Here is a 23,336-nt window from a genome sequence, read left to right as displayed (position 1 = left end):
CCGCGAATGTCCCCCGGCCTGCGGCCTCCTCCTTTATTTCGCTGCGGGGAGCACCCGATGCTCTGTGCACGAGGGCACGCTCGTTGTGCATCGCTGATCAACGACTGCTCCGCATAACGCTCCCGTCGATGGGGTGCCTTGCGCAGCGAAATAAAGGAGGAGGGCGAAGCCCGGGGGACATTCGCGGAGCAAGGTACCCCGTCGGCGGGAGCGCGCCCTGAATCAGCTGGCACCAAACGCACCGCGCACCGAATAGAAAGAGTTCGCAAGTCAGCTCCCCCCACCAGGCAAGCCCAGCATCGCGCGCGCCTCCCGCGGATTCGCAATCTCGCCCCCAAGGCTCAGCAGGATGTCGCGCGCCTTCGCCACCAGCTGCGCATTGCTCTCGGCCAGCACGCCCTTCTCCAGGTAGATGTTGTCTTCCATGCCCACGCGCACATGGCCGCCCAGCAGCCAGGCCTGCGCGACGATCGGGAATTCCATGCGGCCGATGCCGAAGGCGCTCCAGAACGCGCCGCGCGGCAGCATGTTGCGTGCGTAGAGCAGCGTCTCGGGCGTGGGCGCGAAGCCGTACTTCACGCCGAGGACGAAGGTCCACATCGCGGGTCCGTCGAGCGTGCCGTCGGCGATCAGGTCGAGCGCAAGGTTGATGTCGCCCGAATCGAAGATCTCCAGCTCGGGCTTCACGCCCGCCTCACGGATCACCCTGGCCATGCGGCGCACGTTCTTCGGCGTGTTCATCACCACGTCGGGGCCCGAGTTCATGGTGTTGAGATCGAGCGAGCACACGTCGGGCCTGATCAGCGCGATGTGCTCCACGCGCTTCTCGGGCGGCAGCAGCGTGGTGCCGGGCGCGGCGATCTTCGGATCGTCCTCGCTCGGAATGAAGCGCCCGCCGGGGCCGGTCGTGAGATTGATGACCAGCTCGCGGTTGCTGCGCCGGATGCGGTCGACCACCTCGCGGTACAGCTCGACCTCCATCGAAGGCTTGCCGGTCTCGGGATGGCGCACATGGATGTGCACCTGCGCCGCGCCGGCCTCCGCCGCGGCCAGGCATTCGTCGGCAATCTGCACCGGCGTGATCGGCAGGTGCGGCGTCTGCTCGGGCTTCACGAGGTTGCCCGTGACGGCGCAGGTGATGAGCGTCTTGGCGGTGCTCACAGGTGGCGCCCTCCATCGACCACGATGCGCGTGCCGGTGACGAAGCGCATCGTCGTTGCGAGCGCCTCCACCGCGGCAGCCACGTCGTCGGGCTTGCCGATGCGCCCGAGCGGCGTGGTGCTCGCCATCTTGCTCGCGAACTCGGCGCCGCGGCCTGGCACGAAGCCCGATTCGACCGCGCCCGGCGAGACGGACACCACGCGCACCGCCGGCGCCAGCGCCTTGGCCAGTGCATCGCCCACCACGTCGAGCCCGGCCTTGGCCGCGACATACGCGAGGTTGCTGCCCACGCCCGTGAAGCCGGCGATCGACGAGATGTTGGCGACGAGCCCGTCGCCGCTGTCCTTCAGCATCGGCGCGAAAGCGCGGATGGTCGCGAACACGCCGCGGAAGTTGGCGCGCACGATGTCGTCGATGAGCTCGTCGGTCAGCGCATCGAGGTCGCCCGCGGCAACGGGCTGCGTGTGCCCGGCGCTGTTGACGAGGATGTCGCAGCGCCCATGCACGGCCTTCACCTGGGCGGCCGCGGCCTGCAGGCTCGGCGTGTCGACGATGTCGGCGCGGATCGCCGCATGGCGCTGTCCGCTGGCGGAGGGCAGGGCGGCCGCGCGGGCCGCCGCATCGTCGCCCTTGCGGTGCAGCAGCACGCAGGTGGCGCCGAGCGTTGCAAGGCGCACCGCCGTCGCATAGCCGATGGCGCCAAGGCCGCCAGTGATGACGGCGACCTTGCCGTCGAGTCGGGAAACAGGATCGAAGCTCATGGGATGGAGAGGTAGGTTCAGGGGATGGGAGGGCGCGGAAACTTCATCTCGCCCGGTTCGAGCTGGAAGTCGTACTGCAGCGTGGCGCTCTGGCCGTCGGGCGCCAGCGCGAAGCAGCCGATCAGCCGCTGCGTCACGCCGAAGGTCGGGTCGCTCTCGAGGTTCTGGTCGTCATCGGCGAACACCTGCGTGACCAGCACCTTGTGGCCCGGCTTGCTCACCATGAAGTGCAGGTGCGCGGGCCGGTTGGGGTGGCGCTGCTGCGCGCGCMGCMGCACGCCGCAGGGCCCGTCGGTCGGCACCGGATAGCCGGCCGGCCGCACGCTGCGGAAGTGGAAGCGCCCTTGCGCATCGGTCGTGAAGCGGCCGCGCAGGTTCATGTCTTCCTGCGCCGGGTCCTGGTTTTCGTAGAGGCCGATGGGCGAGGCCTGCCACACGTCGACCGTGGCGCCGGCGATCGGCTCGCCCCGCGCATTGCGCACCGTGCCTGCCACCGCGAGCGGAAGGCCCGGCGTGCCCGAGCGCGCGATGCTGTCGCCCAGCGCGCAGGCCGGCGAATTCGCGCGCCAGAACGGGCCGAGCAGCGCGGCCGGCGATTCGCCGTGCGGGTCCTGGTTGTTCTGCAGCGCCACCACGGTGGAGATGCCGAGGATGTCGGCCGCCAGCACCACCTCGTTCTTCTTCTCGCCCGTGGCCTGGCCGATGGCGACGATGAATTCGAGCGCCTGCTCGAACTCCTCCTCGCTCAGCTTCACCTCCTGGACGAAGGCATGCAGGTGGCGCGTGAGTGCGTTCATCACGGTGCGAAGGCGCGCATCGGGCGTGCGCTCCATGGCCTGGAGCGCGAAGCCCAGCACCGAGTCGGGGGAGGTGGCGATGTTCATGGGAGTCTCGTCGGGATGTTTGTGCAATCGTTTGCATAATCTTAGTCCAAACCGGCAGAAAGTAAAATGACCCTGCTGGCGAACCTGGGAATGCCGGAAAGCCGTTCCAGCGCTCCGCACAAGCGACAATCGTTTGCACCAATCAGTCCATGAGCACCAGCCTGCCTTCTTCCCCCGTGACCATCCGCGACGTTGCCCGCGCGGCCGGCGTGCATGTGTCGACCGTCTCGCGCGCGCTCAGCCCCGAGAAGCGCTCGCTGATCAGCGACGAGGTGCTGCGCGTGGTGGAGGAGGCCGCGCAGCGCCTGGGCTACCGGCCCAACCGCGCGGCCTCGGCGCTGCGCACGGGCCGCACCCACACCATCGGCGTGCTGGTGCCCGACATCACCAACGCGGTGTTCCCGCCGATCCTGCAGGGCATCGAGGCCAGCGCGGCGGCGCGCGGCTACTTCGTGTTCGTGACCAACGTGGTCGACCCTGCGCTCGCGCGGCCGGTGCTCGAGCGCATGCTCGCGCAGCGCGTCGACGGCGTGATCCTGGCCACCGCCACGCGCGACGATCCGCTGGTCGACTTCGTCGCCAAGGCCGGCATGACGGCGGTGCTGGTCAACCGCGCCGATGAAACGGGCCGCCTGCCCGCCGTGGTGAGCGACGACCGGCTCGCAATGAAGCTCGCGGTCGACCACCTCGTGGGGCTGGGCCACAAGCGCATCGCGCACCTGGCCGGGCCGCAGAACATTCCCACCGGCGTGGGCCGTCGCCTGGGCCTGGAGCAGGCGCTGCGCGACCACCGCATGAAGCCGCTGCGCGTGGTCGAGTGCGAGAGCTACAGCCGCGAGGCCGGCGCGGCCGCCATGCGGCAGATGCTCGAGGCCGGCCCTGCCCCGCAGGCCGTGGTGTGCTGCAACGACCTCGTGGCGCTGGGCGCCTACGACGCACTGCGCCAGGCCGGCCTGCGCGTGCCGAAGGACATCTCGGTCACCGGCCACAACGACATGCCGCTGGTCGACATGGTCGACCCGCCGCTCACCACCATCCGCCTGCCGCACCGCGAGCTCGGCTGGCGCGCGGCGGAGATGCTGTTCGAGGAGATCGACGGCCGCGCCATGTCGGCATCGACCGTGGTGCTGCGGCCCGAGCTCGTGGTGCGCAAGTCGACCGGCGCGCCTTCCGTGCGCTGATCAGCGCGTGGATGTCTTGCGCGCCGCCGGCCGCCGCGGCGGCTTCGCTTCGAGCACCAGCTCGGCCGGCAGCGTGTCGTTCCACGATTCGGTGAAGTAGGCGCGGTCGCTCGGCACCAGCTGCGGCAAGGCTTCGCGCAATGACGCCAGCGACTGCTCGGCCGCCTTCAGGTCGCCCGCATGCGCCGCATACCAGGCGTGCTCGAACAGCAGGCTGCAATGCTGCAGGCCGGGGTAGCGGCGCCGCCCGGCATGGTGGTCGGCCAGCCGCGCCTTTGCCACCTCGACCCAGCGTGCGGGCCAGTGCGCGGTGTCGAAGGCATCCGCGAGCGGTCCGGCGAGCTGCGAGATCGCGGCTGGGTCCAGCGGCTTCTGCGCGCGGAACTGCGCGAGCGTGGGCTGCGGCTCGGGCCGGCAGTGGCCGCGTGCGATGCGCATCAGGTAGATCGCGTTCCAGGCCGAGCGGCCCTGGCCGTCGGTGTGGCCGCAGAGCCATTCGCTGAAGGCGATCCATTGCACCGCGCGGCGCGTGGTGTCGGCATGGCCGTCGTGCGCGAGCGCCGGCAGGTCGGACAGGCCCACGCGGTCGAACAGCCACGCGGCCATGCCCATGTTGGCGGCCACGTGCTGCGCGGCGTCGAAGGAGTGCGACTCGAAGGCCGCGGCCAGGGCTTCGCCGAAGCGCTGCAGCGACTCTTCGGCGAGCACTGCGGCGGCTGGCTTGTCGTCGGCGGAGAGCCCCAGCGCGCGCGAGCGGCACACCAGCGCCCACAGGTTGCACCACTCGAAGCGCACGTCGGGGTGGTGCCGCAGCACCAGGCTGCGCGCCGCATCGTTCGCCATGCCGCCCAGCAGCGACTGCGCGAGCGGCAGGTCGCGCGCGGTGTAGGCGCACCAGGCCGAGACGATGCATTCCATCGCGCCCAGGTAGTCGTTGCCCGCCACATGGTGGGCGAGGCGCTGCTTCTTGAGCGCCTGCAGGCGGCGGCGCGCCTGCTCGTTGTCGCCGAGGCGGCGCCACAGCATGGCCTCGTTGAGCGTGACCAGCGCGCGCTGGAAATCGGTGGCGGCCAGCGTGCCGGCCAGGCGGATCGACTCCAGCGCACTGGGCGGCGACTTGGCCGGCGACCCGGCCGCGCCGCCGCCCGCCACCGGCGCCATCAGCCGGCCTTGCCGCGCCGCCTGCTGCGCGGCCACCAGCTGCTTCCAGAACGCCGCGTCCTGCAGGTGCACCGCATCGGGCGGCGCCGAGCCGGGCGCGCCCGCGCGGGCCTTGCGCGGGCGCAGGCCCAGGAAGGAAGCCACCTCGTCGGCCGTCGCGGCGCGGCCGCCCACCAGCATGCGCACGCGCTTTGCCTCGGCGGCGGGCAGCCAGAACGGCCCCTGGCTGCGCCGCTCGGCGTTCAGGAAACGCGGCTCGCGCTGCGTGTCCTCGCCCCAGCCGACCTCGATGTGCCAGGCCTTGAAGTCGCGGAACGCGCGGCTCACGACCATGCGCAGCGTGCTCGCATCGGAGACTTCGCCGCGCAGGTCGGCCAGCCGCACGAGACCGCCTTCGGCATCGTGCGCGTGCTTCATGCGTGCGAGCAGCCAGAGCGACTGGAACGCCGCGCGCTGGCCGTTGACCGATTGCGGCGAAGTGAGTTCGATGGAGAGCGGGGTGGGGGCGGCGGTTTGGGGCACGCCCCGGATTGAACCTCAAATCCGGTGGTCAGCGATGCCGGTCGAGCAATCCGGCCACCTCGCTGCGGCCGATGCCCAGGTCGCGCAACTCGTGCTCGCTCATGCCGGCCAGGTGCCGCGCGTCCGCGTGGGCGCGGCGGCGCTCCGCGGCGCGACGGCGCCAGCTGCGCAGGGCATGCATCAGGCGTTGATGAAAGGGCGAGTGCGTCGGCGCTGTCACGATGGGTCTCCTTGTGGGGAGCGCTCATCTTGCGGCGGTGCGTGCTATTGTGGAAGTTGAGATTTCTGACACCTTCAATCAGTATTCCTGATGCGACAGCTCAACCTCGACCAACTCCGCACGCTCATCGCCATCGCCGATCTCGGCACCTTCTCGGCGGCGGCCAAGGCGCTGCACCTTGCGCAGCCCACGGTGAGCCTGCACATCAGCGAACTCGAATCGCGCCTCGATGCGCAGCTGGTGGTGCGCGGCAATCGCCGCGTCACGCCCACGGCGGCCGGCGCGGCGCTGGTCGAGCGCGGGCGCAAGCTGCTGCGCGACACCGACGATGCCGTCGAGGCCGTCAAGCGCCAGGCCGAAGGCCGCACCGGCCGCGTGCGGCTCGGCACTTCCACCGGCGTGGTGGTCGACCTGCTGCCGCAGGTGCTCGAAGCGCTGGGCGCCCGGCATGCGGGCATCGACGTGGAGGTCAGCATCCTCGGTTCGTACGAGGCGATGGCGCGGCTGGCCGCCGGCACGCTCGACATCGGGCTGGTCGCCATGCCGCAGCCGCCGCTGCGCGAACTGGTCGTCACGCCCTGGTGCGACCAGGCCATGATGGCCTTCGTGCCGCAGCGCTGGAAGGCGCCCAGGCGCGTCACGCCGGCCTGGCTGGCCGCGCAGCCGCTGATCTTCAACGACGCCACCACCCACATGTACCGGCTCTCGATGGAGTGGTTCGCCGCGGCCGGCTTCGCGCCGCGTGCGCGCATCGAGCTCAACTACGACGCCGCGATCCGCAGCCTGGTGGCGGCCGGCTACGGCGCCGCACTGCTGCCGCTGCAGCAGACCACCGATGCAGCGCTGAACGAGCGCATGCAGATCCTGCCGATCACGCCCAGGCTCACGCGCCGCTTGGGCATTGCGCACCGCCAGCGCGCCCTGCTCGACGGCGCTACGCAAAGCGTGCTGCAGGTGCTGACGGCCTTTCGCCAGGTCTGATTTCAGCTGCGGGCAGCTTCGTTCGGCAGGCCCTCGATCGGGCATTCCGCCGTGCCGATGGTGCTGCGCGTGAACGACTCCACCTGCTCGCGCGCGCCCTCGGGGTCGTTGATCCACTGCCTGTAGAAGTCGAACGGACAATCCGCCACGCCCTTGTCGCCGTCGCCCGAATGGATGATGCCGGTGTAGCCGCGGTGCATCAGCTTGAACAGGTGGTTCTGCGACTGGCCGTTCCTGCGCGCATCGCGGATCAGGCCCATGGAGAGTTCGGCGTAGTTGATGCCCATTTCCTCCTCGCCGCATTCGCCGAGCGTGCGGCCGTCGAAGCCGATGATGGCCGAGTGCCCGAAGTACGAGTACACGCCGTCGAAGCCCGCCGCATTGGCCACAGCCACGTAGGTGTTGTTCATGAAGGCCATGGCCTTGGACACCAGGATCTGCTGCTCCTTGGCCGGGTACATGTAGCCCTGGCAGCGGATGATCAGTTCGGCGCCGCGCATCGCGCAGTCGCGCCAGATCTCGGGGTAGTTGCCGTCGTCGCAGACGATCAGGCTGATCTTCATGCCCTTGGGCCCATCGCTCACATAGGTGCGGTCGCCCGGGTACCAGCCCTCGATGGGCACCCACGGCATGATCTTGCGGTACTTCTGCACGATCTCGCCCTGGTTGTTCATGAGGATCAGCGTGTTGTAGGGCGCCTTGTCGGGATGCGCCTCGTGGCGCTCGCCGGTCAGCGAGAACACGCCCCACACCTTGGCGCGGCGGCAGGCGTCGGCAAAGATGGCGGTCTCCTCGCCGGGCACGGTGGCGGCGGTGTCGTACATCTCCTTGGCGTCGTACATGATCCCGTGTGTGGAGTATTCGGGAAAGATCACCAGGTCCATGCCCGGCAGGCCCCTCTTCATGCCGACCAGCATCTCGCCGATCTTGCGGGCGTTGTCGAGCACCTCGGCCTTGGTGTGCAGGCGGGGCATCTTGTAGTTGACGACCGCGACGCCCACGCAATCACTGCTGCTCGAAATATCACCATGTCTCATGACGCTGCTCCTGGAGGGTGGTTGAGAAAAAACAAGAAAGCCCGAGCCGGTGGTCGACCGGTTCGGGCTTGTTCCTGGGGGCAGCGGCGAGTGTCGTCGAAGCCGATTGTTCTCAACTCAGCGCGGGCTGCACATACGTCATTTCGCTGATTGCGAACGCGCGCTCAGCGCGGCCGCGCGTAATCGGATTCGATCCAGGCGGCGGCGCTGCTTGCCGTGAGCCTGAAGGCGGGCGAGACATTGACGCTGGCGAGTTCCGAGTCGTCGGCATCGTCGTAGGCCGTGAGCGTGGCCGAGGGGCTGTCCTCGTCGGGCACGATGGCAAGGGCCACGCGCACGCGCTGGTCATTGCGCGCCGTCACCGTCACGCTCTTGTTGAGCGTGGCGTGCAGCTGCTGCTCATGGCGGCGGATCACCTCGGCGGCGGTCTTCACCAGCGTGGAGAAGGCGGGTCCGTCGAGCGGCTTCGGGTTCTTCTTGTCGCGCCCCATGGTCCAGGGGCCGACCAGCGCCGGCTCGGGGTCGCCGTGGCGCGTCATCTCGACGGCCCAGCCGTCGTCTTCCTCGTTCTTGATGACGCGGGCGGTCCATTGGCCGTCGCGCCAGAGGCGGGGTTCCTGCAGGGGGAGGGTGTCGGAGTCGGTGGAGTCTGTGGCTTCGGTCATTCGGATGCTCGGGTTCGTGCGTGGCCCATTTTCGCCCGGGCCTGCGAACGGGCGCTCAGAACACCGACAACCCGGTCCGCGCCACGAACAGCTCGAGCGCCTTCATGCCGAGCAGGGAGTTGCCCGTCGCGTCCAGCGCGGGCGACCACACGCACAGCGTGAGCCGGTCGGGCACCACGGCCACGATGCCGCCGCCCACGCCGCTCTTGCAGGGCAGGCCGATCGAGAACGCCACGTCGCCCGCGGCGTCGTAGGTGCCGCAGGTGAGCATCAGCGCGTTGATGCGGCGCGTCTGGCGCTCGCCGGTCACCTCGGCCTGGCCGTCGATCGGATGCGCGCCGTCGCGGCACAGGAAGGCCGCTGCGCGTGCGAGCTGGCGGCAGCTCATGCGAAGCGCGCACTGGTGGAAGTAGGTGTCGAGCACCACGGCCACGTCGTTGTCGATCTTGCCGAAGCTCTTCATGAAGTTGGCGAGCGCGATGTTGCGAAAGCCGGTCGCGGCCTCGGAGCGCGCCACTTCGTCGTCGAACGCAATCGGCTCGCCGCACAGGCTCCCCATCAGCGCAAGGATGTCGGCCTTGGCGCTGCCGCCGGCCTGCAGCGCCTGGCTCACGAGCCGGTCGGCCACGGCGATGGCGCCCGCATTGATGAAGGGATTGCGCGGCTTGCCCTGCTCGTTCTCCAGCTGCACCAGCGAGTTGAACGGGTTGCCCGAAGGCTCGCGGCCGATGCGCTCCCACAGCGCGTCGCCCATGCGCTGCATGGCCAGCGTCAGCGTGAAGAGCTTGGACACGCTCTGGATCGAGAACGGCGTTTCGGCATCGCCCGCGAAGGCCTCGGCGCCGTTGCAGGTGCGCAGCGCAATGCCGAGCTGGCGCGCATCGATGCAGGCCAGCGCCGGGATGTAGCTGGCCACCGTGCCGGCGGTGCCCAGCAGCGGCCGCAGGGTGGCGACGATGTCGTCGAGCACCGGCTGGAAGTCCGCGTCCTTCATGCCCGTGCCTTTCGCCGGTTGACCATCACGATGCCCAGGCCCACGCCTGCCAGCGCCAGCATCAGCTGCAGCGTGAGCGGTTCGCCGAGCAGCACCACGCCGAACACCAGCGCGAACAGCGGCGTCAAAAAGCTGAACGACGACATCTGCGTGGCGGGGTAGTGCCTCAGCAGCCACATCCAGGTGAGATAGCTCGCGAAGGCGCCGATCACGGTCTGCAGGCCGATCGAGGTCCAGGCCCAGGCCGAATACGAGAAGCCCCAGCTTTCGCCGAGCGCCAGCGACAGCAGCGGACACACGGCCGCGGTCACGGCCACCTGGTAGAACAGGGCCTTCTCGGCGCTCGCGGTGGCAAGCCGCGTGGTGCGCAGCGCCAGCGTGGTCAGGCCCCAGAGCATGCCGCCGACGATCGCCATCGCATCGCCGAGCAGCTGGCCCGAGCTCGAGTGTCCGAAGCCTTCGCTGAACGCGAACAGCACCGCCGCAAAGGCGATGCCCAGCCCCAGCCACTGCAGGCCGCGCAGCCGCTCGGCCGGCACCCAGCGCGGCAGCAGCAGCGAGACCCAGAACGGCGCGGTGTAGAGAAACACCGTGAGCCTGGAAGCCGAGGTGTGCTGCAGCCCCAGGTAGATGCAGGCGAACTCGCCCGCGAACAACAGGCCCACGAGCAGCCCGCCCGGCAGCGTGCCGTCGCGCTCGAACAGCGGCACGCGGCGCCACAGGCACCAGAGCCACAGCAGCGCCACGGCGCCCGCCATGCGCACCGAGGCCTGCCAGAGCGGCGGCACTTCGGCGACGGTGGTCTTGATGAGGATCTGCTGCAGGCCCCAGAACGCGCAGCATGCGATCAGAAGGCCGATGGCGAGGGAGTCGAGATGGGTCTTGCGCTGGATCATTCGTCGCGTTGTTGTTGATGCTGCTTGTTGCTCACCGGCCGGCCACGGGATACGGCGGCTTGCCCCGCGTGCCGACCATCAGGTCGGTTACCACGGTCTCGACATCGGGCACCGCGCGCGCGGCGCGTTCGAGCTTCCTGGCCACCGCGGCCGAGGGCACGCAGCCTTGCAGGTAGACCCAGCGCCGCTGGATCATCACCCACACGCTCGCCTTCTGCACGCCCGGCACGGCCGAGAGCGCGGCGCGGACCTTGGGCGCGAGCGGCTTATCGTAGCGGTAGGCGTTGCTGTCGGTGCATTGGCCGGCAAGCCAGCAGCTGGTGCCGCGCTCCAGCCGCGAATGGGTCTGGGCGCGGCGCTCCTCGGCGGTGTAGAACGGGCCTTCGGGCATGGCGCAGGCGGGCAGGCCGGCGGAAACCTGGAAGAAGGGATCGTCGAACCAGTTCTGCTTGAGCGGTGCGGCCGGCTCCTGCGCCGCCACGTTCTGCGCAGCCAGCAGCAGCGACATGCACATGAACGCGGCGCCGCGGCTCACAAGGGATGTTCCGTGTAGAAGCGCCCGCCGTGGAACAGCAGCGGCGAGGCGCCGGCATTGTGGGTGCAGCGCTCCACCTCGCCCACGAAGATCACGTGGTCGCCTTCGTCGTAGCGGCTGCGGTTGAAGCACTCGAAGCTCGCGGCCGCACCGGCCAGCACCGGCGCGCCGCCCAGGCCTTCGGTGAAGGCCACGTCGGCCCAGCGGTCGATGTTCTTGGTGGCGAAGCGCTCGGCCAGCCCCTTCTGGTTGGCGGCCAGGATGTTGATGGCGTAGTGCGAGCCGGTGCTGAGCGCCGGCATCGAACCGGCCGCGCGCGCCAGGCTCCACAGCACCAGCGGCGGCGCGAGCGACACCGAATTGAACGAGTTGGCCGTGAGGCCGACCAGCGTGCCCTCGGCCGAGCGCGCGGTGACGATGGTCACGCCGGTGGCGAACATGCCGAGCGCTTCGCGGAATTCTGCGGGCGAAAAAGTAGGGGGCTTGGCCCGGCGGGAGGTGGTCACGGAAGAGGCTGTGCGTTAGGCGGCGGAGGACCATTTTGGCTCAGCGCACGGCGCGCTGCTCGGCCGGGTGGCATCGCCCCGCCCGCGAGGGCCGGTTTCGCGGCGCTCAGCCGAAGAACCAGTAGCACACCGCAATCGCCGCCACCACGCCCGCCAGCTCGGCCGCGAGCGCGCAAGAAACCGCATGCCGCGCGCGCTGGATGCCGACCGCGCCGAAGTACACCGCCAGCACGTAGAAGGTGGTTTCGGTGCTGCCCTGGATGGTGGCCGCCACCAGCGCGGGGAAGCTGTCCACGCCCTGGCTCTTCATGGTCTCGATCAGCATCGCGCGCGCGGCGCTGCCCGAGAAGGGCTTGACCAGCGCGGTGGGCATGGCGTCGACAAAGCGCGCATCCCAGCCGCCCGCGCTCACCAGCCAGCGCAGGCCGCCGAGCACGAAATCCAGCGCACCCGAGGCGCGCAGCACGCCGACCGCGCACAGCATTGCCACCAGGTAGGGCAGCAGGTTCTTCGCGATGTCGAAGCCTTCCTTCGCGCCCTCGATAAAACATTCGTACACCTTGATGCGCCGGATCGCGCCGGCCAGCAGGAACACGATGATCACGCCGAACAGCACAAGGTTGCCCATGAGCGATGAGAGCGACGCAATCGCCGCCGCCGAGAGCGTGCCCAAGAGCGCCATGAAGCCGCCCAGCAGCAGCGCGGCCGGCACCAGGTAGGCCAGCACCACCGGGTCCCACAGCCGCAGGCGCTGCGCCACGGCCACGGCGAGCAGGCCCACCAGCGTCGATGCGCTGGTGGCCAGCAGGATCGGCAGGAACACCATCGTCGGATCGCTCGCGCCCTGCTGCGCGCGGTACATGAAGATCGTCACGGGCAGCAGCGTGAGCGAAGACGCGTTGAGCACCAGGAACAGGATCTGCGCGTTGGTGGCCGTGACCGGGTCGGGGTTGAGCCGCTGCAGCTCGCGCATGGCCTTGAGGCCGATGGGCGTGGCCGCGTTGTCGAGCCCGAGCGCATTGGCCGCGAAGTTCATCGTGATGAGCCCCAGCGCCGGATGTCCCGCGGGCACGCCCGGCATGAGCCGCCTGAAGAGCGGGCCGAGCAGGCGCGCGAGCCAGCCCACCAGCCCCGCGGCCTCCGCGATGCGCAGGAAGCCGAGCCACAGCGTGAGCGTGCCGAACAGCAGCACCATCACCTCCACCGCGAGCCGCGCCATCGCGAACAGACTTTCGACGATGGCCGCGAAGACCGCCGCATCGCCGCCCACGAGCCAGCGCCCGAGCGCCGCCAGCATCGCCACCCCGAAGAAACCCAGCCACAAGCCGTTGAGCACGCGTGTCCTTTTTCCTTTTTTTGTGAGGGCGATCATAGGGCTGTGCCAGAGCCCGCCCCGCGGGGCTACAGTGCGGGCCATGGCAGCCTCTTCCCCGATCCGCAGGCTCGCGGCCCTTGTCTGGGCCGCCGTGGCGCTGGCGTGGCTGGCGGGCTGTGCGGGCCTGCCGCCGCCGCAGCCTCGCGCGCCGGCCATGGCCATCACCGACGTCGCGGACACTGCGCTCGGCCAGCTGGCGCGGCAGCGCGCGCCGCAGGAGTCCGAATCGCTGTCGGGCTTCCGGCTGCTGCCGGAGGCGGCCTTTGCCTTCGACGCGCGCATTTCCCTTGCGCGGCATGCCGAGAAGTCGCTCGACGTGCAGTACTACCTGATCCAGAACGACGACGTCGGCCTGCTGCTGCTGCGCGAACTGCGCGAGGCCGCCGCGCGCGGCGTGCGGGTGCGCCTGCTGGTTGACGACCTGTACACCGCCGGCGAGGACGAGGTGTTCAGCGCGCTCTCGGCCTTTCCCAACGTCGAGGTGCGGCTGTTCAACCCGCTGCCTTCGCGTGCCGACTCGTTCGCGCTGCGTCTGCTGTTCTCGCTGGGCGACTTCGGCCGCATCAACCACCGCATGCACAACAAGCTGCTGGTGGCCGACAACAGCTTTGCCGTCTCGGGCGGCCGCAACATCGCCAACGAATACTTCATGCGCGGCACGGCGGCGAACTTCATCGACATGGACGTGCTCTCCTGCGGACCGGTGGTGCGCCGGATGTCCGAAGGCTTCGACCGCTACTGGAACAGCGAGCATGCCTGGCCCATCGAGCGCATCGTGCCGCAGCGCATGGCGGCCGAAGAGGCGCACAAGCGCTTCGACGCCCTCGCGGCCGCCGCGCTGCCCGACGTGCGCATTCGACCGCGGGACGTGCTGGACCATTCGCCCGTGGGCGAGCAGCTCGCCACCGGCAAGCTCGAGCTGCAATGGGCGACGTCCACGCTGTTCGTGGACGACCCCGCGAAGATCACGCGCACCTCGGAGGCCGCCTACGAGGGCAGCGTGACCGCCGGCGCGCTCGGCGTCATCAATTCGGCCCAGCGCGAGGTCAAGATCGGCTCGCCGTACTTCATTCCCGGCGCGCGCGGCATGGCGATGATGAAGCAGGCCATCGAGCGCGGCGGGCGCATCACCGTGGTGACCAACTCGCTCGGCGCCACCGACGAGCCGCTGGCCTACGCGGGCTACGAACGCTACCGCGCCGACATGCTGAAGATCGGCGTCACCATCTACGAAATCGCGCCCCGGCTTACCGGGCGCTCGGGGCGCTTCGGCGATTTCGGCCAGTCGATCAGCCGGCTGCATGCCAAGCTCGCGGTGATCGATGGCGAGCGCTTCTTTGTCGGCTCCATGAACCTCGACCGCCGCTCGGCCGCGGTGAACACCGAAATGGGCCTCGTGATCGACAGCCCGGCGCTCGTGGCCGACTACGAAAGGCTCATGAGCGGCGAGCGCGTGAGCCTGGGCTACCGGCTGCGGCTCGCGCCGGGCGGCCGCCGCGTGCAATGGCTCGAATACGACGACGCCGGCGGCGACATCGTCCACGAGGACGAGCCCGGCGAGTTTCTGTGGCTGCGCTTCAAGAACTGGCTGCTGCTGCCGATCGTGGGCGAGGAGCTGCTGTAGGGCCGCTGTAACGCGCGCTCAGGGCACCTCGATCAGCAGCTCCGGGCGAAAGCCTTCCTGTTCGCCCTTGCCCTTGTAGCCGAGCGGGTTGGCGACCACGCGGCAGCCGTCCTTCACGTAGTCGAAGGGGCAGTGCAGGTGGCCGTGCAGCCAGAGCCGGGCGCGCGGCAGCAGCGCATCGAGCGAATTGCAGAAGCCGGCCGTGCCGGGCGTGAGGCCGTAGCGCGGATCGGCGCTCGCAAGGCTGGGCGCGAAATGCGTGACGGCGACCGTGGTGCCGTCGAAAGGCTCGGCCAGCGCCTGTTCGAGCCAGGCCTGGCAGGCCAGCGCCTGCTCCCGCATGGCGCCGGCCATGAAGGGCTGGCCGTGGCGCACCGTCGCGGCTTTCTCAAGATAGAAGTCGGCCGCGCGCATTGCCTTGCCGCGCTTCTTGAGCGCGTCGGCCAGGCCGTCGGTGGGCGCCACCAGCGCATCGAAGTCGGCCCAGAGCGTGGTGCCGACAAAGCGGATGCCGTCGATCACCAGGGTCTCCCGCTCCAGCCAGAGGATGCCCAACTCCTGGCACAGCGCGCGCAGGCGCTCGTGGGTCTGGTCAAAATCGGTGTTGTCGTACTCGTGGTTGCCCGGCACGTACATCACGGGCACCGGCCAGCCGTTGCGGGGCGAAAAGCGGCCCAGGCCGAAGTCGGGGTCGGTCAGGCGCGAGCCTTCCTGGTAGGAGCCGATGTCGCCAGCCAGCACCAGCATGTCGGCGCCGGGCACGGGCTCGGCGTGGAAGCGGGGGTGGGACTCCAGGTGCAGGTCGGACAGCAGTTGCAGCTTCATTGGAACCAGTCTAGGGGAATCAGCCCATGCATAAAGCGCATGAAGTGGGGCTTTCAATATTAGGGATAACCCCTATTCTTGGAACATCAACCACTCCAGCGCAGCCAAGAGCCGCGCACTGTCATGTTCAGCCTCATTGCCCAAGTGGCCCGTTTCTTCCGTTCTTCCGCCACCAGCGCCCCGGCCAGCCACGCCGCCGCGCTGATGGAAAGCGCCGATGTCCGCGCCGGCCGCGGCGCGCACCACGCGCAGGAACTGCGCGCAGCCGCCAGCGCCTGGCTCTCGGTCATCCGCTGAGAAACCCCGGTCATCCGGGCACCTTCTGCCCGAGGACCGAATCCGCAAATGCCGCCGCGGCGGAGCGCAGCAGCGCGGTGCGCAGCCACTCGTGCGCATGCCCGTGCTGCGCGCGCCGGTGCCAGATGGCATCGACGTGCACCATCGGCTGGTCGAAGGGCAGGTCGCGCAGCACCAGCTGCTCGTCGATGCCGGTCACGGTCACGAAATGGCGCGGCAGCACCGTGAGCAGGTCCGAATTGGCCACCACCCGGCCGGCCGTGAAGAACTGGTTCACGGTTACCACGATGCGCCGCTCGCGTCCCAGCGCGCCCAGCGTCTGGTCGATGAAGCCGTAGGGGCGCCCCGAAAAACTCACGAGCAAATGCCGCGCGGCGCAATAGTCGTCCAGCGTGAGCGGCGCATTCGCCAGCGGATGGCCGCGCCGCATCACGCACACGTACTGCCCCAGGTAGAGCCGCTGGGTTTCGAACGCCACCCCCACGCCCGACTGCCCGCGCGCCGCCAGGCTGGCGATCACGGCCGGAAAGTAGCCGATCGCCATGTCGACTTCCTCCTGCTCGAGCATCCGCCGCGGATCGCGGGTGGTCAGCGGCAGCACGCGCAGCGAGATAGCGGGCGCTTCCTTCTCCACGATCTGGACCAGCCCCGGAATGAGCTCGGCGGCGGTGGCGTCGGCCATGGCCAGCAGGAAAGTGGTGTCGGCGGTCGATGCGTCGAACTCGCCCGGCGCCAGCGTGTGCTGCAGCTGGCGCAGCGCGTCGCGCACCGTGGGCCAGAGCGCCAGCGCGCGCGGCGTGGGCTCCACGCCCGCGCCGGAGCGGCGCACCAGCTCGTCCCCGAGCACCTCGCGCAGGCGGCGCAGCGCATTGCTCACGGCGGGCTGGGTGATCGACAGGTTGCGCGCGGCGCGCGTGAGGTTGCGCTCCGCCATCACTTCGTCGAAGACGCGAAGCAGGTTGAGATCGAGTGTGCGGAAGTTGACGTCCATCAGTGATGTGAATGATAACCATCAGAAAGATAAAGTGGCAAAACACTAGGGCAAACCCTAATATCTCCCCATCGGCACTCGCCATTCATCCCACGGAGGGATTCATCATGACCAGCTTTGTCCACGTAGACCAACCCACTGTCCATCCCGGCGTGCAGCGCGCCGAGATCCTGTTCGGCCAGCTCAAGGCCGCACGCGCCGGTGCGAACGGTTCGCGTCCGCTGATCGCCCTGCTGATCGTCGCCGTTGCCGCGGCGGTGATGGTGGTGGCCGACAAGCTCGTTTCCAACTGGGACGAAGGCGCTCTGCTCGCAGCCTGGGCCGTGCTCTGCGCCGCCGCCTTCGGCATTGCCGCGCTGTTCGCCGGCTCGCTGCGCGCTCCACTGGCCCGCGTGGGCGCCGCCTGGAACGCAGCCGCCCAGCGCCGTGCCTCGGCCCGCGCCGACGCCCGCTTCCTGGAAACCGCGAGGAACGACCCGCGCGTGATGCAGGAACTGCAAGCCGCCACCTGGCGCGAGCAGTCCGAAGGCAAGGTTTCCGTCGCCACTGCCGCCAAGGTGGACGCACTGGCCCGCGTGGCCGCACGCTCCAGCGAAGCGCGCATGCCGACGCTCTACGAAGCCATGCGCCGCATGAACAGCTCGCGCTACTACTGATCGATCGGCGCCAGCCGCCGGCCGACCCATGAAAAAGCCGCCCATCCGGGCGGCTTTTTTGCGTGTGCGGACAGGCCGCACAAGACCTGGGGACCGGCGTCAGGCCGCCAGGCGCTGCTCGATGGCCGCCTTGGTTTCCGGCAGTTCCTTGGGCAGGTGGTGCGCCAGCTGCTGGAACAGCTCGGCATGCAGCTTGAGTTCGGCCTGCCAGGCGGCCTTGTCCATGCTGGTGACGGTGGCGAACTGCTCGGCGCTGAATTCCAGGCCGTTCCAGTTGAGGTCTTCGTAGCGCGGGCTCACGCCGGTGATGTGTTCGGTGCCCTTGGCGGTGCCTTCGACGCGGTCGATCATCCACTTGAGAACGCGCATGTTCTCGCCGTAGCCGGGCCAGGCGAACTTGCCGTCGGCGCCCTTGCGGAACCAGTTGGTGGTGTAGATCTTCGGCAGCTTGGCGCCCGAGGCCTCGAGCTTCTTGCCCAGGTCCAGCCAGTGCTGGAAGTAGTCGCTCATGTTGTAGCCCGTGAACGGCAGCATCGCGAACGGGTCGCGGCGCACCACGCCCTGCTGGCCGGCGGCCGCGGCGGTGGTTTCGGAGCCCATGGTGGCGGCCATGTAGACGCCTTCGACCCAGTTGCGGGCCTCGGTCACGAGCGGCACGGTGGTCGAGCGGCGGCCGCCGAAGATGAAGGCGTCGATGGCCACGCCCTTCGGGTCGTCCCAGGCGTCGTCGAGCGCCGGGTTGTTGGTGGCGGCCACGGTGAAGCGCGAATTCGGATGCGCGGCCTTGGCGCCGGTTTCCTTGGCGATCTGCGGCGTCCAGTCCTTGCCCTGCCAGTCGATCAGGTGCGCGGGCAGCGAGCCGGTGTCCTGCTCCATGCCTTCCCACCAGACGTCGCCGTCGTCGGTGAGCGCGACGTTGGTGAAGATCACGTCATGGTCCAGGCTGTCCATGCAGTTCGGATTGGTCAGCATGTTGGTGCCGGGCGCCACGCCGAAGTAGCCCGCCTCGGGGTTGATCGCGTAGAGGCGGCCGTCCTTGCCGGGCTTGATCCAGGCGATGTCGTCGCCGATGGTCGTGACCTTCCAGCCCTCGAAGCCGGCGGGCGGCACCAGCATCGAGAAGTTGGTCTTGCCGCAGGCGCTCGGGAAGGCTGCGGCCACGTGGTATTTCTTGCCCTGGGGATTGGTCACGCCCAGGATGAGCATGTGCTCGGCCAGCCAGCCTTCGTCGCGGCCCATGTTGGAGGCGATGCGCAGCGCGAAGCACTTCTTGCCCAGCAGCGCATTGCCGCCGTAGCCCGAGCCGTAGCTCCAGATCTCGCGCGTTTCGGGGTAGTGGACGATGTACTTGGTCTTGTTGCAGGGCCAGGCCACGTCCTTCTGGCCCGCTTCCAGCGGCGCACCCACGGTGTGCACGCAGGGCACGAATTCGCCGTCGGCGCCGAGCACCTCGTACACGGCCTTGCCCATGCGGGTCATGATGCGCATGTTGACCGCCACGTAGGGGCTGTCGGAAAGCTCGATGCCGATGTGGGCAATCGGCGAGCCCAGCGGGCCCATGCTGAACGGCACCACGTACATCGTGCGGCCCTTCATGCAGCCGTCGAACAGCGGCTGCAGCGTGGCGCGCATTTCGGCCGGGGCCATCCAGTTGTTGGTGGGGCCGGCGTTTTCCTTCTTTTCGGAGCAGATGAAGGTGCGGTCCTCGACGCGCGCCACGTCGCTCGGGTCGGACACCGCGAGGAAGGAGTTGGGGCGCTTGGCCGGATTGAGCTTCTTGAAAGTGCCCGCGTCGACCAGCTGCTGGCAGAGGCGGTCGTACTCTTCCTTGCTGCCGTCGCACCAGTGGATGGCCTGGGGTTTGCAAAGCGCGGCCATGTCGGCCACCCAGGCAATCAGTTTTGCGTTCTTGACGTACGAGGGTGCCTGGATGGCGAGGCCCTGCATCGTGGGTGCGTTCATCGGAAATCTCCTAAGTTGAAAAAATCGTCTTTCCGAACGGGACGCCGCGCCTGCTGGCGCGGAGGTCCGTTTGAGAAAACGTTTTCGCTTCGGGAGACTGCGTCAACGCGGGCCGCACGACCCGCGGACGAAGACGCAAATGGCTGTCAGGCCAAGTAGACGGCGATGGATGCCAGGAGCAGCATCAGCACGCCGCCAGCCAGCGGCAGCACGAGCGGCATCAGGTGCACGATCGATTCGACGGCGTCTTTTTCAACGGCGGCGGCGTGGCCGGGCTCGACGGGAGTAGGGTTGGACATTGATTACCTCGAATACTCAAATACGGAAAAACTGCGGCCATTTTACCGGCGGCCCCCGGCGCCGCGGTCTAGGGGGTTGCGAGCCCCTTCAGTGCTGCTCCTCGGCCTCGAAGCCGGCGTCGTGCAATGCGCCCAGCACGCTGGCCAGGTGGGCCCGCCCGCGGGTCTGCAGCACCAGCTCGATGTCGACGTTCTGGGCTGCCAGCATGGTAAACGCTCTTTGGTGATGAACCTCATCGACGTTAGCGCCCGCTTCCGCCACAGTGGCCGTGATCTGGGCCAAGGAGCCCGGCACGTCGCGCGCACTCACGCGCACGCGCGCCAGCCGGCCGGCCCGCACCATGCCGCGTTCGATGATGGCCGCCAGCAGCAGCGGGTCGATGTTGCCGCCTGACAGCACCAGGCCCACGCGCTTGCCCTTGAAGCGCGCCGGATGCCGGATCAGCGCCGCCAGGCCGGCCGCGCCTGCGCCCTCGACCAGGGTCTTTTCGATCTCGAGCAGCATCAGCACGCCCTGCTCGATGTCGCCTTCGTCGACCAGCAGCAGGTCGTCCACGTGCTGGGCGATGATCTCGCGCGTCAGCACGCCGGGCGTTCCGACCGCGATGCCTTCGGCGATGGTGCTCTTGCCCTGCAGGTGCTGGGTGCCCTTGACGGCATTCACCATGCCCGGAAAGCGCGTGGTCTGCACGCCGACGATCTCGATGCCGGGCTTGCGCTCGCGCGCCGCGATCGCCATGCCCGCGATCAGCCCGCCGCCGCCGACCGACACCACCAGCGTGTCGAGGTCCGGCACCGCATCGAGCATTTCGAGCGCCACCGTGCCCTGGCCCGCGATGATGGCCTCGTCGTCGTAGGGGTGGACGAAGGTCAGCCCCTCGCGTTCGGCCAGCTCCAGCGCATGCGCGCGCGCCGCGTCGAGCGTGTCGCCGTGCAGCACCACCTCGGCGCCGAAGCCGCGCGTGCGCTCGATCTTCACACCAGGCGTGAAGCGCGGCATCACGATGAGCGCGCGCAGGCCGAGCCGCTGCGCGTGGTAGGCCACGCCCTGGGCATGGTTGCCGGCCGACATGGCCACCACGCCCCGCGTCGCTTCCTGGCCGCCGCGCGTGTCGGCCTCCAGAAGATCGACCAGCTTGTTGCAAGCCCCCCGCTCCTTGAACGAGGATGTGAACTGCAGATTCTCGAACTTCAGGTAGACCTGCGCGCCCACGATCTCGGAGAGCGTGCGCGATTCGACGCAGGGCGTGTTGAGCACCTGACCCTCGAGACGCGCCGCGGCGCGCCGGATTTCTTCGATTCCGACCATGGCGGGCATTGTGGCTGGAATCGCCTCATCAGGGTTTTTACCGCTCCCGCGTCTTCCCGAAGCCAAAAGTCTGCGTTATGGTCGCCCCAAGAAGTTCCTCGTCTGGAGGTTGTCCGATGGTCAAGCGTGCGGGTGTCGATGTAGTGGCTGCTGCGGTACGCGGGCAGGCATTGCCGTCGCCTGGGCTCAAGGGTGCGCCGGTGCTCGAACTCATGTGCTCGCACTTCGTGCTCACGCTGGCCGCCAAGCAGGGGCCGCGCTTCAATGTGCGCCGCGACATCAACGGCCTGCTCTCGCTCACCGGCCGCCACCTGGTGTGGCCGGCCGCGGTGCTGCAGCGGCTGCGCGAATTCCTGGGCCGGCGCTGCGCCGGCAACGAGGCCTGGAAGGGCGTCGAGAATTTCGACGGCCGCACGCTGCTCGAGCGCCATGGCGTGTGGCGCGGACCCTACGAGGAAGGCACGCTGTTCTTCTACCTCGACGAATACGCCAAGGACTACCCCAAGGACCTGCTCTCGGTGCTGGCCGTCACGCGCGACTGGCTCACGCATGCGCTGCGCAAGCAGTCGACGCTGGTCGAGAAGAACATCGACGCGCTCGCGGGCCTCCTGCAGCTCAACAAGGCCGAACGCGCGCTGCTGCTCTACGGCACGCTCGCGCGCTACCAGCGCGACCTGCGCTCGCTGCTGGTCGAGTTCAAGGTCAACAACGCGCCCGAGGCCTATGCCGCCATTGCCGACATCGCGGGCGTCAACGCCACCGAGGTGGGCGAGGCCCTGCGCGCCGGTTCGCGGCTGGAGCGCATCGGCCTGGTCGAGAACCTGATCTCCGAGCACAACATCACCGACCTGGCCGACCTCATGAAGGTCAGCGAGAAGCTGCCGCCGGTGCTGATGCGCGAGTACCGCGACCACAACGAACTGATGGCCGTGTTCACGCGGCCCTCGGCCAAGAGCGCGCTCACCACGCACGACTTCTCCTTCGTCGAGGAAGACGCGCAGATGCTCGTCACGCTGCTGCGCGCCGCGGTGGCGCGCAAGGAGCCCGGCGTCAACGTGCTGCTCTACGGGCCGCCCGGCACCGGCAAGACCGAGCTCGCCAAGGTGGTGGCGCAGGCGGCGGGCCTGGAGCTGTTCGAGGTCGAATATGCCGACCGCGACGGCAATTCGCTGAGCGGCCGCGACCGCTACCGCTCGCTGCAGATCGCGCAGGTGTTCCTCAAGGGCAGCGCGCAGGCCGCGCTGCTGTTCGACGAGGTCGAGGACGTGTTCCCGCCCATCAGCACCGAGGCCGCGCAGTTCATGGCGCGCGCCGAGCAGATTCCGGCGCCCACCAGCGGCAGCGTGAGCGGCAAGGCCTGGGTCAACCAGATCCTCGAGGCCAACCCCGTGCCCACGCTGTGGGTCACCAACCGCATCGAGCAGATCGACCCGGCGTTCCGGCGCCGCTTCGCCTACCACCTGGAGCTCAAGTCGCCGCCGCCCGGTGCGCGCGAGCAGCTCGTGAAGAAGACGCTCGAAGGCATCGTCGTGTCCGAGGCCTTCACCGCCAAGCTGGCCGAGCGCAAGGGCCTCACGCCCGCGCAGATCCGCACCGCGGTGCGCTTTGCGGGGCTCGCGCAGACGGAGGACGGCGCCTCGATGGAAGCGCTGATCGAGCGCCAGCTCAAGAACGCCGACCTCGCGCTCGGCACGCTCGACACCGGCCCGGGCGAGCGGCGCAGCGTCACCACCTACGACCTCGACATGCTCAATGTCGAGACCCGCTTCGAGATCCCGCGCATCGTGGCGGCCATCAAGGCGCGCGGCCACGGCACGCTGTGCTTCTACGGCGCACCCGGCACCGGCAAGACCGCGCTGGCCGAGCACATCGCCAAGGCCATCGGCCGGCCGCTGATCATCAAGCAGGCCAGCGACCTCATGAGCAAGTACGTCGGCGAGACCGAGCAGAACATGGCCGCCATGTTCAAGGAAGCCGAGGCCGAGAAGGCCGTGCTGCTGCTCGACGAGGCCGACAGCTTCCTGCAGGACCGGCGCGGCGCGCAGCGCACCTACGAAGTGACCGAGGTCAACGAGATGCTGCAGGGCATGGAGCGCTTCAACGGCGTCTTCATCTGCACCACCAACCTGCTCGACCGGCTCGACCAGGCGGCGCTTCGGCGCTTCACCTTCAAGATCAAGTTCATGCCGCTCACCGCGCCGCAGCGCGAGCGCATGTTCGTGACCGAGGCGCTGGCGGGCGACGCCGCGCTGCTCACCGCAGGCATCAAGGCGCGGCTGGCGCAATTGCAGCAGCTGTGCCCGGGGGATTTCGCGGCCGTGAAGCGGCAGACGGATATTCTTGCGGTCGAGTTCTCGGCCGCCGAATTCCTGGACCAGCTCGAGGCCGAGCACCGCATCAAGCCCGAGGTGCGCGAATCGCGCGGCATCGGCTTCATGCAATAGCGCACAGCAGGCAAGGCCGCGGGAGCGCGGCGGCAGACAAGAAAGAAAAC

Annotated in this window: 23 protein-coding genes; 6 read left to right on the top strand and 17 right to left on the bottom strand. The window is 68.8% G+C overall.

Annotated features, from left to right (window positions below; all coding sequences use genetic code 11):
- Window positions 1–270: 270 nt before the first annotated feature.
- From AC1DMS_RS19470 to AC1DMS_RS19460, 3 genes are read right to left on the bottom strand one after another with little or no spacing between them, the layout of a single operon-like run.
- Entirely contained in the window at window positions 271–1,161 is an 891-nt protein-coding gene (locus AC1DMS_RS19470) for a beta-keto acid cleavage family enzyme (RefSeq protein ID WP_278881176.1), read from the bottom strand.
- On the bottom strand, window positions 1,158–1,922 hold the full coding sequence (locus tag AC1DMS_RS19465; protein WP_278881174.1) for an SDR family NAD(P)-dependent oxidoreductase: 765 nt from the start codon (window positions 1,920–1,922) through the stop codon (window positions 1,158–1,160). Before AC1DMS_RS19465 ends, AC1DMS_RS19470 begins: the two co-directional genes overlap by 4 nt.
- 17 nt (window positions 1,923–1,939) lie before the next feature.
- Window positions 1,940–2,806 (bottom strand): dioxygenase family protein, encoded by an 867-nt coding sequence (locus tag AC1DMS_RS19460; protein ID WP_478181634.1) that lies wholly within the window; start codon window positions 2,804–2,806, stop codon window positions 1,940–1,942.
- Window positions 2,807–2,955: 149 nt separating this feature from the next.
- Here AC1DMS_RS19460 and AC1DMS_RS19455 point away from each other — a divergent pair, with 149 nt between their 5' ends.
- Complete coding sequence (locus AC1DMS_RS19455) at window positions 2,956–3,987, top strand: LacI family DNA-binding transcriptional regulator (RefSeq protein ID WP_436299218.1); 1,032 nt, start codon at window positions 2,956–2,958, stop codon at window positions 3,985–3,987.
- Here AC1DMS_RS19455 and AC1DMS_RS19450 read toward each other — a convergent pair whose 3' ends face one another.
- Window positions 3,988–5,670 carry a hypothetical protein gene (locus AC1DMS_RS19450; protein ID WP_478181633.1) on the bottom strand — a complete coding sequence of 561 codons (1,683 nt, stop codon included), beginning with the start codon at window positions 5,668–5,670 and terminating at the stop codon, window positions 3,988–3,990.
- 28 nt (window positions 5,671–5,698) lie between these two features.
- Window positions 5,699–5,890, bottom strand: coding sequence for a YjiS-like domain-containing protein (locus AC1DMS_RS19445; protein ID WP_012745298.1), 192 nt, complete (start codon window positions 5,888–5,890; stop codon window positions 5,699–5,701).
- Between the two features lie 90 nt (window positions 5,891–5,980).
- Here AC1DMS_RS19445 and AC1DMS_RS19440 point away from each other — a divergent pair, with 90 nt between their 5' ends.
- The gene (locus AC1DMS_RS19440; protein WP_012745299.1) at window positions 5,981–6,871 is read left to right on the top strand and encodes a LysR family transcriptional regulator; all 891 of its coding nucleotides are present in this window, start codon (window positions 5,981–5,983) and stop codon (window positions 6,869–6,871) included.
- A 2-nt stretch (window positions 6,872–6,873) separates the two neighbouring features.
- Here the strand turns inward: AC1DMS_RS19440 and AC1DMS_RS19435 are convergent, their stop codons facing one another.
- From AC1DMS_RS19435 to AC1DMS_RS19405, 7 genes are all read right to left on the bottom strand, one after another.
- A complete protein-coding gene (locus AC1DMS_RS19435; protein ID WP_478181632.1) occupies window positions 6,874–7,908 on the bottom strand; it encodes an aliphatic amidase in 1,035 nt (344 codons plus the stop codon).
- Between the two features lie 164 nt (window positions 7,909–8,072).
- Window positions 8,073–8,573, bottom strand: coding sequence for a hypothetical protein (locus AC1DMS_RS19430; RefSeq protein WP_012745301.1), 501 nt, complete (start codon window positions 8,571–8,573; stop codon window positions 8,073–8,075).
- Window positions 8,574–8,628: 55 nt separating this feature from the next.
- Complete coding sequence (locus tag AC1DMS_RS19425; protein WP_278879819.1) at window positions 8,629–9,567, bottom strand: glutaminase; 939 nt, start codon at window positions 9,565–9,567, stop codon at window positions 8,629–8,631.
- Window positions 9,564–10,463, bottom strand: coding sequence for a DMT family transporter (locus tag AC1DMS_RS19420; RefSeq protein WP_012745303.1), 900 nt, complete (start codon window positions 10,461–10,463; stop codon window positions 9,564–9,566). Before AC1DMS_RS19420 ends, AC1DMS_RS19425 begins: the two co-directional genes overlap by 4 nt.
- Window positions 10,464–10,494: 31 nt before the next feature.
- Window positions 10,495–10,998 (bottom strand): BON domain-containing protein, encoded by a 504-nt coding sequence (locus AC1DMS_RS19415; RefSeq protein ID WP_018906660.1) that lies wholly within the window; start codon window positions 10,996–10,998, stop codon window positions 10,495–10,497.
- Window positions 10,995–11,504: a flavin reductase family protein gene (locus AC1DMS_RS19410; protein WP_278879817.1), complete on the bottom strand. Its 510-nt coding sequence runs from the start codon at window positions 11,502–11,504 to the stop codon at window positions 10,995–10,997. The genes AC1DMS_RS19415 and AC1DMS_RS19410 overlap by 4 nt, the downstream gene beginning before the upstream one ends.
- A 106-nt stretch (window positions 11,505–11,610) precedes the next feature.
- Window positions 11,611–12,840: a nucleoside recognition domain-containing protein gene (locus tag AC1DMS_RS19405; protein WP_278879816.1), complete on the bottom strand. Its 1,230-nt coding sequence runs from the start codon at window positions 12,838–12,840 to the stop codon at window positions 11,611–11,613.
- Window positions 12,841–12,919: 79 nt separating this feature from the next.
- Between AC1DMS_RS19405 and AC1DMS_RS19400 the strand changes: the two genes are divergently transcribed.
- A complete protein-coding gene (locus AC1DMS_RS19400; RefSeq protein ID WP_478181631.1) occupies window positions 12,920–14,503 on the top strand; it encodes a phospholipase D family protein in 1,584 nt (527 codons plus the stop codon).
- Window positions 14,504–14,521: 18 nt separating this feature from the next.
- Here the strand turns inward: AC1DMS_RS19400 and AC1DMS_RS19395 are convergent, their stop codons facing one another.
- Window positions 14,522–15,328, bottom strand: coding sequence for a metallophosphoesterase (locus AC1DMS_RS19395; protein ID WP_478181630.1), 807 nt, complete (start codon window positions 15,326–15,328; stop codon window positions 14,522–14,524).
- A gap of 123 nt (window positions 15,329–15,451) precedes the next feature.
- On the opposite strand from AC1DMS_RS19395, the gene AC1DMS_RS19390 reads away from it, so the two are divergent.
- On the top strand, window positions 15,452–15,625 hold the full coding sequence (locus AC1DMS_RS19390; RefSeq protein ID WP_278877448.1) for a hypothetical protein: 174 nt from the start codon (window positions 15,452–15,454) through the stop codon (window positions 15,623–15,625).
- 10 nt (window positions 15,626–15,635) lie between these two features.
- On the opposite strand, the gene AC1DMS_RS19385 is transcribed toward AC1DMS_RS19390, so the two are convergent.
- Entirely contained in the window at window positions 15,636–16,616 is a 981-nt protein-coding gene (locus AC1DMS_RS19385) for a LysR family transcriptional regulator (RefSeq protein WP_012745310.1), read from the bottom strand.
- A 107-nt stretch (window positions 16,617–16,723) separates the two neighbouring features.
- Here AC1DMS_RS19385 and AC1DMS_RS19380 point away from each other — a divergent pair, with 107 nt between their 5' ends.
- Window positions 16,724–17,272: a hypothetical protein gene (locus tag AC1DMS_RS19380; RefSeq protein WP_018906658.1), complete on the top strand. Its 549-nt coding sequence runs from the start codon at window positions 16,724–16,726 to the stop codon at window positions 17,270–17,272.
- A gap of 99 nt (window positions 17,273–17,371) precedes the next feature.
- On the opposite strand, the gene AC1DMS_RS19375 is transcribed toward AC1DMS_RS19380, so the two are convergent.
- The 3 genes from AC1DMS_RS19375 to AC1DMS_RS19365 all read right to left on the bottom strand — a co-directional run bounded on the left by AC1DMS_RS19375 (window position 17,372) and on the right by AC1DMS_RS19365 (window position 20,842).
- On the bottom strand, window positions 17,372–19,234 hold the full coding sequence (locus tag AC1DMS_RS19375; RefSeq protein ID WP_018906657.1) for a phosphoenolpyruvate carboxykinase (GTP): 1,863 nt from the start codon (window positions 19,232–19,234) through the stop codon (window positions 17,372–17,374).
- Between the two features lie 146 nt (window positions 19,235–19,380).
- On the bottom strand, window positions 19,381–19,533 hold the full coding sequence (locus AC1DMS_RS19370) for a hypothetical protein (RefSeq protein ID WP_012745313.1): 153 nt from the start codon (window positions 19,531–19,533) through the stop codon (window positions 19,381–19,383).
- Window positions 19,534–19,621: 88 nt separating this feature from the next.
- Window positions 19,622–20,842 (bottom strand): threonine ammonia-lyase, encoded by a 1,221-nt coding sequence (locus tag AC1DMS_RS19365; protein ID WP_027730607.1) that lies wholly within the window; start codon window positions 20,840–20,842, stop codon window positions 19,622–19,624.
- A 116-nt stretch (window positions 20,843–20,958) separates the two neighbouring features.
- Here AC1DMS_RS19365 and AC1DMS_RS19360 point away from each other — a divergent pair, with 116 nt between their 5' ends.
- On the top strand, window positions 20,959–23,286 hold the full coding sequence (locus AC1DMS_RS19360) for an ATP-binding protein (RefSeq protein ID WP_012745315.1): 2,328 nt from the start codon (window positions 20,959–20,961) through the stop codon (window positions 23,284–23,286).
- Window positions 23,287–23,336: the final 50 nt, after the last annotated feature.

This window comes from Variovorax sp. 05T418 (genome assembly GCF_056396385.1).
The sequence above is the reverse complement of the archived record's forward strand: the minus strand, read 5'-3'. Positions and strand labels throughout refer to the sequence as shown.